The sequence below is a fragment of the Streptomyces bathyalis genome, from assembly GCF_015910445.1.
Classification (GTDB): domain Bacteria; phylum Actinomycetota; class Actinomycetes; order Streptomycetales; family Streptomycetaceae; genus Streptomyces; species Streptomyces bathyalis.
Genome location: NZ_CP048882.1, coordinates 5,846,506 through 5,858,829, shown reverse-complemented (window position 1 = coordinate 5,858,829; position 12,324 = coordinate 5,846,506). Strand labels below are relative to the sequence as shown.

Sequence of the window (12,324 nt, the reverse complement as noted above, 5' to 3'; positions counted from 1 at the left end):
CAGCATCGGGCCTCCATTAGGCCGCCAGCCGTGTGGGAGTGTTGTGGGTATGCAAATGACGCTCGATGAGCAGGTGGTTCTGCTCTCCATTGACGCTCGGGGGCGCTTTCCGGAGCCGTGGCGGACAGATTGCGCCGCCGCTGGAGCTGTCCTCCTTGAACTGGCCTTGGCAGGGCGGCTCGACGTGGACGACCACAAGGTCGTCGTAGCCGACCGGACACCTGTGGGCTCTGCCGTACTGGACGACGTGCTTGCGGTGCTGGCCGCACGCGAGAAGCGGGCCACCGCGCAGAGCTGGGTGCGTGAGCTCCGTAAGAGCGTTCGCGGTAAGGCACTGGACCGGCTTCGGGAGAGGGGGACAGTGGGCGAGGAGGTGAGCAGGACGCTGGGGCTGTTCACCACACGTCGCTACCCCACGCTCGACAGCTCCGTAGAGGTCGCGCTCCGCGATCGGTTGGACGGTGTGGTGCTACGGGGTGAGACACCGGATGAACGCACCGTCGGCTTGGCGGTTGTGCTGAGTGCTGCTGGTTTGTACGAGTGCGCCTTCCCCGGGGTGCCGGCCCGGGACGTCGAACGGCGCACGGCAAAGCTGGCACGTGACAACTGGGCCGCTCCCGCAGTACGTAGGGCCCTGGAGGCAATGCAGTACGAACTCGTCGCCGTCGTGGGCGCCGCGACCGTGGGCGCCGCGACCGTGGGCGCCGGCACCAGCTAGTGACCTGAGTCGGAGATTCGTTGGCAGTATGCGGCGACTCTTTCGAGGATCTCGTCGGCGGTTTTCGTCCAGAGGAACGGTCTGGGGCTGTCGTTCCAGTCGGCGAGCCACGTTCGGATATCGCGCTCAAGGGCCTGGACGGAGCGGTGCACGCCACGTTTCAGCTTCTTCTGCGTCAGCTCGGCGAACCACCGCTCCACCATGTTCAGCTACGACGATGCCGTTCCGTCGGAACGCGAAGAACGTGCGCCGGCGCGGGCGAGCTTGTCGATCCTGGGCGGCTTCCTGTTGCCGCGCTCGATGTCACAGCGGCGGCAAGCTGCGCAGGGTGAGGGCGAGTCCGACGGTGAGGACGGCGAGTGCGGTGAGGAGTGTGCCGAATCGGGTGTAGCGGGACCATGCGGGAAGGCGTCGCTCAGCGAGTGTGGTGAGGCGGTTGCCGCCGCCGGAGAGCAGCAGACCGGCTGCGGTGAGGGTGGCCGCCATGCCGAGTCCGTAGCCGAGGACGAGCAGGACGCCGAAGAAGGTGCGGCTGAGGGAGACGGCACCGAGCAGTACGACCAGGGCTGAAGGGCTCGGCACGAGTCCTCCGGCGAGTCCGACGCCGAGTAGGGAGGGCAGGCGGAGGTCCGTGCGGTGCTCTTCATCTCGGGCGCGAGGATGCTCATGGCTGTGGCTGTGGCTGTACTCATGGGCATGATCGTGCGAACGGTGGTGGTGGTGGTGCCGGTGCTGCCAACTCGTCGGCGGCCTGCCGGTGTTGAGGGCGCGTACGGCCGTGATGACCAGCCATGCACCGATGGTCGCGATGAGCAGGCCGCTGATCGTGCCCAGCCAGCCCAGCAGTTGATCTCCCAGCAGGCTGCCGGAGAGGGTCAGCGCGAGGCCCACGATCAGCACGCCCGTGGTGTGTGTGGCCGTTACGGTCACGCCGACAGTCAAGGCGGCTCGGACGCCGCCCGTACGGCGGGCGAGGCATGCTGCGACGGCGAGTTTCGCGTGTCCGGGCAGGGCGGCGTGACCTGCGCCCAGGAGGACGGTGAGCATGACACCGAGAAGTCCTACCGGAAGGGTGAGGTCGCGGCTTGTGGTGAGTGCGGTCAACTCCCGCTCCAGAGAGGGGAAGAGGGAGGTACCCGCTGCGGCGGAGGGGCCCGCGCCGGGTGCGGCGTCGTCCGTGCCGGTGGAGGGCCGGTCGTCGCCGGGCCGCGTGCGCAGGCTTGCCGTGGTCTGGTTCGGCGGCTCGTCGGCGGCGCCGGAGGGATAGCGGCGCAGTCCCGCGCTCGCGCTCCGTTCCGGAGCGGACGATGCCGTCAGCCGCACCCGGTTTCCGCCTGTGGCGGTGATCTCCTTCCAGCCGGTACGACGTCGGTCCGCACCCGAGGCGAACGTGATGGCTGCCGCCCGTGAGAGATCGGCGTCGGTGCGGAGGCGGCAGGTGAGCCGGGCGATCGGCAGACCGGCTGTTCCTTTGCCGTATGTGAGGCGGCTGGCGCGCACGCGCCATTCCTTGCGACGGCTGTTGACCGTCACCCGGGAGGCTTCGGCGAGTCGGGAGCAGCGTTGCCGGGCGCGGTTGGTGGCCTCGGACCGGGAGACGTCGCCGTCGTTGTCCGTATCGGTCTTCTCGCGATCCTGGGCGGTTGGGATCTCCGCGCTGTCGACGACGGCGGTGTCCTCGATGTGCCCCGAGGACAGCCGCAGTCCGTCGTGGTGGTTGAGGCTGAAGTCGCCCAAAGGATGGGCGTGCGTGCCGGGCGCCGCCCCGACGCTGATCAGCAGCACGAGGACCATCGTCACGAGGACGCGGAGCGGGGTACGGGAACGCTGGATCACCGGCGGTCACCGTGCTCTTCGGCGGTCGCGCAGTCGCGTCGGTGGAGCAGCCTGGCGGCGCGGGGAGCGTGGTACGGCGAGAAGTGCGGGTTGAGCTGGAGCGCCTGCCGTAGGTGGTGATCGCCTGCGGTGTCCTGCCCGAGCCGGTACTCGATCACCCCTCGGTGGTAACGGAAGAGCGCATTCTTCCACCCGGTGCGGGCCGCGGCCCTGGCGTAGGTCAGTGCCTCGGCGTCACGTCCGGAGCGGTGCAGCGCCCAGCTGAGCGCGTCAGCGACGATGACGCTGCGCGAACGCTTCCACTCGCGTCGCAGCAGTGCGACCGCGGTTGCTGAGTCCCCGTGGTCGGCCTCGTACAGCGCAAGGTGGGGATCGACGGGGCCGCCCGTAGCACGCAGCATCCGCGCCTGCGCCTTCAGCCCCGCGAGTGCGCCCCTGTCCCGTCGACCGGGCCGTGCCAGCCGCAGTTCCGTCGCCTCCAGCAGGAACTGCGGCAGTGGCGTCCGTTCGACCAGCCGGTCGTACATCCTGAGCGCCTCCGCCGGGTGCCCGCGTGCCGCCTGAAGCCGGGCGAGCCCGGCCGCAGAGTAGGGATGATCCGGCACCGTGGCCGTGGCGCGCTCGAAGTGCCGTTCGGCACGCCGCAGTTCACCTTGTGACCAGGCCAGTTCGCCGAGCCGGGACTCGGCGAAGGCCATCTCGTCGGGTGTCTGGGCACTCTCGGCGGCTCGTTGGAGAGCGAAAGCGGCGTCCTGGTCGCGGCCATGGGTCTCAAGGTCGTAGGCGGCGCGACTGTATGCGGCAGTCGTCGGCTTCAGATCGAGCATGCGCTGAACGGCCACCCGGGCACCGCGGTAGTGCCCGAGCTGGATCTCGGCGTCGGCGAGTACCCCATAACCTTCGGCCCGGTCGGGTGCCATCCGTGTGCTGCGCAGACCCCACCTGCGCCCTGTGGTGAACTCGTGCCGCGCATTGGCGAGTTGCCCCATGCCCGTGGTCGCCGGGTAGTTTCCCGTGCGCTTCAGGGTGAGCGAGCGGCGCAGCGCCTTCCCGGCCGCATCCAGACGCCCGGCGTCCAGGGTGGTGCGGGCTTTTTCGATCTCCGCGTGCGCCAATTCCGACCAGACGCCCGGGTCTCTCGGTGCCGTGTCCACCGCCCGGCGCGCCGCAGAGAGAGGATCGTCTGCCCCAGCGCCCGCCCGGTGCGCGGTGCGCGGACTCGGAGACGGAACGTCGTCGTTGAATCCGGCCGGCCCCATGGCCAGCAGTCCCGCGACACAGGCTCCGATGGCGCAGGTCACGCCGACGGCCGCGCCCCAGCTCTTCACACGGCCCTCACAGTGCCGCGTGCGGCGGATTGAGGTAGGGGAAGGTGTATTGCGCGTCGGCGGGCTGGAGCTTGAAGTCCGGGGTCGGCAGCAGGTGTTCGGCGGATGGGCCTCCGGGCTCGCCCATCAGCATGCGGATCAGGGGCCCGTCGATGGTGTCGTTGAGCCGGCGCCCGTTGGGGAAGCCCTGCCTGTCGCCGTCGATGAGGCCGTTGGGCTTCGGATTCCTCGTCACAGGGGTGGTGAGGTTCAGCCGCAGTTCCTCCGCCGGGACGATCTTCGACGGGTCGGCGTCGGCGTTCATGGCGGGCGTGTTGAGGTCGTAGCCGAACTTCGCCCCGTTGTCCTCTCCGATGCCGCGCAGGAACAGAGCCTCGATGTCCTTGCGCGGTGTGGCGGGAGCCTTGACGTGGTGGGCCCGTTCGATGCGGTGCGGCGGCTTCGGGTCGTTCACCGCGGCGAGGAAGTCCCGCTCCAGGTGGTCGTCCTCGGGGTCACGCTGCTGGAAGCGGTCCTCGGGGCCACCGGGGCGGGCCATCCCCACGGTCGAACCGAAGATGCTGAACGCCAGGTGCGGGTTGCCGTGCCGTGAGACCTGACGGAACACCGGATCCTGTCCTGACAGGCCCCTACTCAAGTCCGCGCCCGGACGGGAGACCGAGGCCCATACACCCACGACCGGATTTGCCTGCGGATCCTTGCGCAACGCGATCGCTTTCTTGGGCACCTGGACGATCAGGCTGTTGACGTTCAGAGCCGACAGGGGCTGGGCGTCGGGCAGCCAGCCGCGTACCGGCCCGGCCGTGCCGACGGTGTAGAGCCCGAACACTTCGGAATCCGCCTTGAATGCCTCAGCCGATTGCCCGGCCAAGGTGCGTCCGCCGCCGGGCAGTTGCCGGACGGCCTCCTCGCGCAGCTTGCCGTAGTCGGGCATGAGTGCCCGGCCGGCGTGCGTGGGGGCGGCGACGCCCTTGCCGATGAGCGTCTCGGGCTTCGCTCCTTTCCGGACGCGCTCCAGCGTGTAGGTCTGCCGGACTCTCAGGGAACGGTCGTCCAGCGAAGTCACCTGGCCGGGCCCGACCTTGGGACCTGCCTTGAGGGGCCTGCGGTCGTCATTCGCGAAGGTCCAGCGGTAGGTGGTGTCCGGAGTTCCGTCGCCATCGGCGTCCGTGTTGATCTCGTACCGGGCCCCGTTGGCGAACGGATGGTCGGCGACCGAGCTGGTCGCGTTGCCCGGCAGCTGGAACGGACGGACGTTGGCGATCAAGGTGACCATGTCGTGGTCGTCGGGGCTGGTGAAGGCGTAGACATCGGTGATGTCGGCCGCCGCGTCGGCCAGCGACGAGGGGGCGTCGACATGACCGCCGGCCTGGCTGACGGACAGGAGCGGACCTGACATGGCGGCGCCGGCCACGACGGTCGCACCTGTGATGAGAGCGATCCGGCGACGGCTCGGGCCGGTGGCCCAGGGCCTGCGGAACAAGGGCATGAGTGCTCCAGGTGTTGAGGTGTTGAGGACGCCATCCGGAGCCACAGCGTGTCGCGCTGCCGGATCTTGCCGGGCTGTTCTCTGCCGGGCACCACACGTGTGAGGTACCTACTGCACCGCGAGGACTGACCCGGCTCGCAACGCATTGACGGACCGTCAAGCACGGGTGTGCGGAGGCCTTCGGGGATGCCCTCGCCGAAAGTGCCTCTGTGCAGCGGTTTCGATGGGCTCGCTGTCCCTTGCGGCAGGCCGGGAAGACGAGAGCAATACACGAAATAGCTGGTTTCCCCACCAACTATGGCTTTGCGGTCATCGGGGGCTTACTCATGGACTGTGCAGACCGGCGAGTGGACCGCTTTGCGGCCAAGGTGGTTGCGACTCAGTGCTCCAACGCCAGCTCCACGAAGGCCTGTTCAGGCGGCTTCACGGTTCCCGTCATGCCGTGGCCCTGCCGCCGTCCATCACGGGCTTCACCTGTCCCGATTTCGGAAGGGTTCACTGTTCATGTTCAAGCACGGACTCCGTCGCCGCGTTGCCCTGCTGGCCTCCGCGACGGCACTGCTGCTGCCGCTCGGGGTCGCCCAAGCTGGCGCCGTCACGCCGGCTACGGCAAGGACCGCGTCCGCCGAGGCACCGATTCCCGGCGCCTACATCTCACCTTGGGGCAGCGCCGACGTCGAAATCTCGCCGGAGACCCAGCAGGGGTTGCAGAGGGAGGGCGTCACTCTGGAGGCCATCAGCCCGTTCACAATGCACTCCGACGGCAAGGGCTTCAGCATGCCCATCGGATCGACGGCCGGCGACGGCCTCGATTCCAAGGGCCGCATCTACTACCCCGGCGGCCTGCGGCTGCACCACGCCGAGTCCGGCCAGACAGCCACCCTCAAGCCGACCTGGATTCGCGTCATGCCCCAGCCGGCGTACTCCGCGGGCGTGGAGGTGGACGGCCAGACGGTCTCCGAGGAGACACAACTCGGCTACAGCAACTACTACGAGGTGATGAAGGGCGCCCGCCCCAGCCCGACCGGCTTCCGTCTGGAGAAGATGCCCTTCTACTTCTCACAAGAGGCCGAAGACCTGATCGAGGCAAACAGCGACATCGACGCTCCCGACGGAGGCACACCGTTCGGCACACTCACGCCGCACTTCGACTACATCCCCGGACAGCAGCCGACCCTCCCCGGCCTGCCCGGCTGAGGCGTACCTGTTCCGCAACAGGCTCGATGTAGCGGCACCCGCCGACGGGCACACCGGCGGCGGGTGCACACATGAGTATCGCTCTTCATCCGACGATCTTTAGCAGTGCAGTGCAGTCGACGCACCGTCCGGTCGGTCAGGCAGCGTCCGCCCGCCGCCTCTCACCTCGTCGGCAACATGCCGCCGGTGATGTGCCTGTATCAGGCGGCCGCGGCCCGGGGTCCGCAGCCGAACGATTCAGTGAGCGCGGCAAAGGCGGTGGCCCGCCGGAAGACGCCGGAAGGCGTTTCCGCGGGCCACCGAAGCAACGCGCCGTCGAAGGCGGATGACAGGCCTCCGCCTTTAGATGTCGAAGTACCGCTGCGAAGGAGCCCTGACCTGCACAGAAGCAGGACGTTCGGTGGGTCGGTGCACATCGGGTGCACAGCGCGGGCATCTCACGTCGACCCTGCGCCGCCAGCATCCGGCCGACCTCTCGATGTCCTGTGCACCAACCCCGGCCCATCCAGATTCAGCGCTGCCCCCACTCGCCGGAATTGATCTGGGTTGATCAACTCAGCAGTGAGGTAAGTGCGTTGGCGAGGGCTTCGCCTCCTTGCGGGACGACGGTTCCCGTGACCAGGGCCGGCAGCGCCTGGGCAACCTCGTGCAGCGTGCCCGCCTGAGCGTCGGGAGTGGAAAGCGAAGTGCCGACGGTGGCACCGCTCGGACCTTCGCTGCTGCTTTGGTGGCGGCCCGCGCTGCCCTCGGTCAGACGGTCTCAGGTGCTCCAAGCATCGCGGAAGCCTCTTGGAAGGGGGTGAGGCCGCGCGTTGGCGCGGCGGCCTGGGGAAGGCTGCGGCAGGTGAAGCCGAGCCGGGCCATGGCCCGGAGGACTTCGCCGGCGCTGAAGTCGCGGCGGTCCTGGCCTGTGACGACCTGGCCGACCTGCTTGACGGGGTAGGTACGGCGGCCGATGGTCACGGATTCGCCGACGACCTGCTCGGGCCTGACGCCTTTCATCGATTCCAGGACGCCGGTCTTGGTGAGGTCGAAGGGGAAGCGGGCGATGATGCAGCGCATGGGTGCCTCACAAGGAGAAGAGCGAAGGGGGACGGTTCTGCTGCGGCGAAGTGTTCAGCGGACACGGCGGGGACGCCCGGGGCGCTGACTTGTTCATCAATGACAGGCAGTCGAGTCGGCGGTAGTGCATCGCGTGCTGCTGGACGGCCCGCGGTCGCCGAGGATGTCGCGCAGCTGGGCACGGTCCGCGTGCTCGGAGCTGTCGCGGACCGCGACGAGCTGGGCCTGGGTGGCCGGTCCCGTGCGCAGGCCGTCGTTCACGCTGACGAGCAGGTGCCCGGTGCGGGCACTGTCCATGACGGACGGGGCGGCCTCGATGGTCATGTCGTCACAGACCTGCGGTGAGGTCGCTTCCAGTGCGTCGGCCTGCGTCATGTGCACGGGGGTGGCGCTCGCCGCTCGGGACTGCACCTGAACCAACGTCAGAGCGTGCCTTCTGCAGAGGTTGGTCAGCTTCTTGATCACGAAGGCTCTAGGCCGCCGCACCAAAGGAGGAGCGCCGCACCTTCACGCTCCGGGCAGCCGAAGCGGGGCTGCGTCGGCCGCGCGAGGATGCGCTGCGCTTACGCCTCTGCGCACCTTCGGTCACCGGCGCGGTGATCGTCACGGGGATGCCGGAGGGGGTCTGGGCGCCGGTGATCCGGCTGAGTGCCTCCTCACCGGAGCGGACCTGGGTGGTCTGGGGCACGATGCCGGCGGCCGCCATGAGGCGGGTCATGGTGCGGCGCTGGTTGGGGGTGACCAGGGTGACGACACTGCCGGACTCGCCCGCCCGCGCAGTGCGTCCGCCGCGATGGAGGTAGTCCTTGTGGTCGGTCGGCGGGTCGACGTTGACGACGAGGTCGAGGCTGTCGACGTGGATGCCGCGCGCTGCGACGTTGGTCGCCACGAGCACGGTGACGTGCCCGGTCTTGAATTGGGCCAGGGTCCGGGTGCGCTGCGGCTGCGACTTACCGCCGTGCAGGGCGGCCGCTCGCACCCCGCTGTTCAGCAGGTCCTTCGTCAGCCGGTCGACGGCATGCTTGGTGTCGAGGAACATGATCACTCTGCCTTCGCGCGCCGCGATCTGTGTCGTCGTGCGGTGCTTGTCGGCCCCATGGACGTGCAGCACGTGATGCTCCATCGTGGTGACCGCACCTGCGGACGGGTCGACGGAGTGCACGACCGGATCGGTGAGGTAGCGGCGGACCAGGAGATCGACGTTGCGGTCGAGGGTCGCGGAGAACAGCATCCGCTGGCCCTCGGGGCGGACCTGATCCAGGAGTGCGGTGACCTGGGGCATGAAGCCCATGTCGGCCATCTGGTCCGCCTCGTCCAGGACGGTGATCGCGACCTGGTTCAGCCGGCAGTCGCCGCGGTCGATGAGGTCCTTGAGGCGGCCCGGCGTCGCGACGACGACCTCTGCGCCACCCCGCAGCGCACTGATCTGCCTGCCGATCGACATTCCGCCGACGACGGTGGCCAGGCGCAGCTTCACCGAGCGGGCGTAGGGGGTCAGAGCGTCGGTCACCTGCTGCGCCAGCTCACGCGTCGGTACGAGGATCAGAGCCAGCGGCTGGCGGGGCTCGGCGCGCTGGCCGGCGGTGCGGGCCAGCAGGGCCAGTCCGAAGGCGAGAGTCTTGCCGGAGCCGGTGCGCCCGCGTCCGAGGACGTCGCGGCCGGCGAGGGTGTTGGGCAGGGTCGCGCCCTGGATCGGGAATGGCACGCTCACGCCTTGCGCGGTCAGCGCGGCCAGCAGCCGCTCGGTCATGTCGAGGTCGGCGAATGCCTCCACGGCGGGCAGCGCGGGAGTGATCGTCTTCGGCAGGGCGAACTCGCCCTGCACCCCTGCGGGCCGCCGGCCGTGGCCGCCTGAGCGGCGCGGTCCGGCAGAACGGCTCGGGGCGGGCAACCCGAAGCGGCCGCTCCGGCCCGCACCGGCGCCACCGAAAGCGGGACCGCCGGTGCGCCTGCGGGAGGAGCGGTCGTTCGTACGTGTGGGGTTCATTCAGAACCTTTCCTTGATACGGCACGTATCAAGGAATTCCCGCATCGGAAGAGCAGCGCGGGGGATCACAAGAACGAGCCGAATGGAATGTGGATCTGGCCCTGCAGCGAATCCGGTGCGGGTCCAGGTGATGAAATGAGTGACATCATGTGGACGTGAAATCCAGGACGTCGAAGTGTGCAGATGAAGAGGAGCAGCAGGCTGCGGCTGCCCCACAGGCGAAACCACTGCGGAAAGTTCCGCAGCTGGACCCGCCCCGAGAGACGCCAGCTACAAAGTGCGTGTCAGCGTCAGGCGGGAACGATGTTCTCTGCAGTCGGGCCCTTCTGGCTCTGCGCGATGTCGAAGGTGACCTTCTGACCTTCGAGCAGCTCACGGAAGCCCTGGGCTGCGATGTTCGAGAAGTGGGCGAACACGTCAGGACCGCCACCGTCCTGCTCGATGAAGCCGAACCCTTTGGCGGCGTTGAACCATTTCACGGTGCCAGATGCCATGCCATATCTCCCTTTGGGGCAGTACGCCGGGACCCGCAGTGCACGGGTACCGGGTCGCCGCGATGATGCCCCGACCGGGAAATACCCGGAAATACAAAAACGCTTCCAGCGGAGGAAAAACACCTACCGGGAGCATTGGAAGTTTTGGGAACCAAGACTGCAACTGACATCGACAGTAGCACGCGATCGCGGCCTGCGAACGCCAGATAAGTCCACTCTGTTCGTTGCGGCAAAAACACTCACCGCCCGACAAGTTAAACCCTCACCTCGCGGTCGTAGATATTGATCCACCCGGAGCGCCAAGGTTCTTGGGTCATCCGACTGTCCGGCGAGGGCGATCGGCAGAGCCCCGGATCCGGTGAGCGCTGCCGGTACCGCTGCCTTGGCGCTACCCGGCGAGGGGGGCGGTGCGCGGCCACCTCGACGCCGTCCGGGTGCGCAGTCAGCCCCAGACGGCGCCGCAGCACGGGGCGTCGGTGACGAGTGCCGAAACCATCAGAACCACCGTTTCAGGAGCCTCGGCTGCGATCGCGGTCGTCCGAGCCCCGCGACGAACCACCGGGCGCTCCCGCGTGCGCCGTCGACGGCCCACGGAACGAACGGTTGCGGCGTTGATGCTCATCATGTTCATCACGGTCACCCTGTTCGTTGAATGCCGGGTCCCCTCTGTCAGGGCTTGTGCCCCGGCAGGGCCTGGTGACCCGGCTGGTGACGGCCCTCGCCCCTGTCAGCTCACCGTTCGAGGTCGATTACCTCACCGTCGAACTCGCAAAATCTATGTCGGCCGGAGTAGACATGGAGTGCTGGCGTGGTTAGGGTTTCTGCCATAGCCCAGAGAGACAGCAGGGCCTGGCAGAGACGAACTGCCGGCCAGCAGTACCCGAAGTTCGCAGGACGGTGCGGTGGTGGAGTTCCGAAGCCAGAGTTGTTGCAGGACGGCGACGGACTGACGACCGGACCGGGTGGCCGCAGCATCAGGGGCCGCCGTGAGCAGGACCGCAGTACCCAGCAGTGAAGTCAATGAGCAGCACCTCAGTGAAGGCGTCGGCTGCGGGCGCGCGCACTGGGAAGTTCGGCAGTGGGGTTCCAAGCCAGAGCAGACGCAGGACGGGCGACGGGGCTGGCTGCCGAAGGGCGGCGCTATTGCAGGCCGCTGGCAGTTCGCATCAACAGCAGTACGCAGTATCCCGCTTGGTAAGTAGTTGATCACCGAGGGAAGAACGGAGGACCTACGCGCCATCAGGATCGCCCGGGCGGAGTTCTTGAGCCCGGGTACCGCAGGACATCGATAGTGAGGTGGTCTTCGGTCAAGCAACCGCGATCCCCGCACCCTCGACAGCATCTCGGTCGGGTCTGCGGAAACAAGAAGCCGACGCAGTATCAAGGTCGGCAGATGGTGTAGCAGTTCCTTCGGGGTCCTGGTGCCGTATGGCACCAGGACCCCTCAATGCGTCCACAGAGAGGTGCAATGACAGCAGACGACTCGTTCAGCCGTCTCGACGACGACGATTACCCCGCCTACACGATGGGCCGGGCCGCCGAAATGCTCGGCACCACCCAGGGCTTCCTCCGCGCCATCGGAGAAGCCCGCCTCATCACCCCGCTCCGATCGGAGGGCGGCCACCGCCGCTACTCCCGCTACCAGTTGCGCATCGCCGCCCGGGCCCGGGAGCTCGTCGACCAGGGGACTCCCATCGAGGCTGCCTGCCGCATCATCATCCTCGAAGACCAACTCGAAGAAGCCCAGCGCATCAACGCCGAATACCACCGCGCCGCCGAATCAGCGGACCCGACAACCGCGGCCTGAGACGACTGAGACGTGCAACTCTCCGCGCGACTGCCGCCAACCCATGCTGCGCGGGACGCAAAGCGTTCCGGGTAGTTTGAGCCTCGCTGCAAGCCGCGCCGGTCTGGCTGCCCGCCTGGATGCCCTCACCCGCCACACCAACGGCCTGCTGGCAGGCCAGCAGCGACCGGCATCAACACCGAGGCCCCGAACTTGGTTTGCCCTGAACAGCCCTCGGCTTCGTGTGGGGATTGCAGCTCCCCTTGACGGCGGCACCTGACCACTCGACAGCACATCCGACACCCGGTGCACTTCCGTGCACATGAGGGCGGAAAAGACGATGACCCGCGGAGGCGCTCGCAAGGCGCTTCCGCGGGTCATCAATTCCCGTACCGCGAAGGCCGGTTCGCCCGGCCCCGGGTCTAGA

10 protein-coding genes and 1 pseudogene are annotated in these 12,324 nt (G+C 68.0%); 3 read left to right on the top strand and 8 right to left on the bottom strand.

Annotated elements, in window-relative coordinates:
* The first annotated feature begins 55 nt into the window (after positions 1-55).
* Positions 56-718 carry a GOLPH3/VPS74 family protein gene (locus G4Z16_RS25350; protein WP_197352957.1) on the top strand — a complete coding sequence of 221 codons (663 nt, stop codon included), beginning with the start codon at positions 56-58 and terminating at the stop codon, positions 716-718.
* On the opposite strand, the pseudogene G4Z16_RS32735 reads toward G4Z16_RS25350, so the two are convergent.
* The 4 genes and pseudogenes from G4Z16_RS32735 to G4Z16_RS25335 all read right to left on the bottom strand — a co-directional run.
* Positions 715-927 (bottom strand): annotated as a pseudogene (locus tag G4Z16_RS32735) (IS630 family transposase); the annotation flags it as partial. The gene G4Z16_RS25350 and the pseudogene G4Z16_RS32735 sit on opposite strands and share 4 nt — an antisense overlap.
* A gap of 94 nt (positions 928-1,021) precedes the next feature.
* Entirely contained in the window at positions 1,022-2,554 is a 1,533-nt protein-coding gene (locus G4Z16_RS25345; RefSeq protein WP_246531061.1) for a nickel/cobalt transporter, read from the bottom strand.
* Positions 2,551-3,708: a tetratricopeptide repeat protein gene (locus tag G4Z16_RS25340; protein ID WP_246531060.1), complete on the bottom strand. Its 1,158-nt coding sequence runs from the start codon at positions 3,706-3,708 to the stop codon at positions 2,551-2,553. Before G4Z16_RS25340 ends, G4Z16_RS25345 begins: the two co-directional genes overlap by 4 nt.
* A gap of 181 nt (positions 3,709-3,889) precedes the next feature.
* Positions 3,890-5,371 carry a DUF4331 domain-containing protein gene (locus G4Z16_RS25335; RefSeq protein WP_197352956.1) on the bottom strand — a complete coding sequence of 494 codons (1,482 nt, stop codon included), beginning with the start codon at positions 5,369-5,371 and terminating at the stop codon, positions 3,890-3,892.
* A 504-nt stretch (positions 5,372-5,875) separates the two neighbouring features.
* Between G4Z16_RS25335 and G4Z16_RS25330 the strand changes: the two genes are divergently transcribed.
* Entirely contained in the window at positions 5,876-6,568 is a 693-nt protein-coding gene (locus G4Z16_RS25330) for a hypothetical protein (RefSeq protein WP_197352955.1), read from the top strand.
* A 750-nt stretch (positions 6,569-7,318) separates the two neighbouring features.
* Here the strand turns inward: G4Z16_RS25330 and G4Z16_RS25325 are convergent.
* From G4Z16_RS25325 to G4Z16_RS25310, 4 genes are all read right to left on the bottom strand, one after another.
* Entirely contained in the window at positions 7,319-7,630 is a 312-nt protein-coding gene (locus G4Z16_RS25325; protein WP_197352954.1) for an SCO5918 family protein, read from the bottom strand.
* Positions 7,631-7,726: 96 nt separating this feature from the next.
* Positions 7,727-8,050, bottom strand: coding sequence for a hypothetical protein (locus G4Z16_RS25320; RefSeq protein ID WP_343070909.1), 324 nt, complete (start codon positions 8,048-8,050; stop codon positions 7,727-7,729).
* Between the two features lie 52 nt (positions 8,051-8,102).
* Positions 8,103-9,617 (bottom strand): DEAD/DEAH box helicase, encoded by a 1,515-nt coding sequence (locus G4Z16_RS25315; protein WP_197352953.1) that lies wholly within the window; start codon positions 9,615-9,617, stop codon positions 8,103-8,105.
* 290 nt (positions 9,618-9,907) lie between these two features.
* Positions 9,908-10,111 carry a cold-shock protein gene (locus tag G4Z16_RS25310; RefSeq protein WP_197352952.1) on the bottom strand — a complete coding sequence of 68 codons (204 nt, stop codon included), beginning with the start codon at positions 10,109-10,111 and terminating at the stop codon, positions 9,908-9,910.
* Between the two features lie 1,468 nt (positions 10,112-11,579).
* On the opposite strand from G4Z16_RS25310, the gene G4Z16_RS25305 reads away from it, so the two are divergent.
* Positions 11,580-11,918 (top strand): MerR family transcriptional regulator, encoded by a 339-nt coding sequence (locus tag G4Z16_RS25305; protein ID WP_197352951.1) that lies wholly within the window; start codon positions 11,580-11,582, stop codon positions 11,916-11,918.
* Positions 11,919-12,324: the final 406 nt, after the last annotated feature.

Excerpts from the sequence above, each read along its gene's own strand:
- G4Z16_RS25305 (WP_197352951.1), top strand. The coding sequence starts at position 11,580 with ATGACAGCAGACGACTCGTTCAGCCGTCTCGACGACGACGATTACCCC.
- G4Z16_RS25325 (WP_197352954.1), bottom strand. The coding sequence starts at position 7,630 with ATGCGCTGCATCATCGCCCGCTTCCCCTTCGACCTCACCAAGACCGGC.
- G4Z16_RS25315 (WP_197352953.1), bottom strand. The coding sequence starts at position 9,617 with ATGAACCCCACACGTACGAACGACCGCTCCTCCCGCAGGCGCACCGGC.
- G4Z16_RS25335 (WP_197352956.1), bottom strand. The coding sequence starts at position 5,371 with ATGCCCTTGTTCCGCAGGCCCTGGGCCACCGGCCCGAGCCGTCGCCGG.
- G4Z16_RS25310 (WP_197352952.1), bottom strand. The coding sequence starts at position 10,111 with ATGGCATCTGGCACCGTGAAATGGTTCAACGCCGCCAAAGGGTTCGGC.
- G4Z16_RS25350 (WP_197352957.1), top strand. The coding sequence starts at position 56 with ATGACGCTCGATGAGCAGGTGGTTCTGCTCTCCATTGACGCTCGGGGG.
- G4Z16_RS25330 (WP_197352955.1), top strand. The coding sequence starts at position 5,876 with ATGTTCAAGCACGGACTCCGTCGCCGCGTTGCCCTGCTGGCCTCCGCG.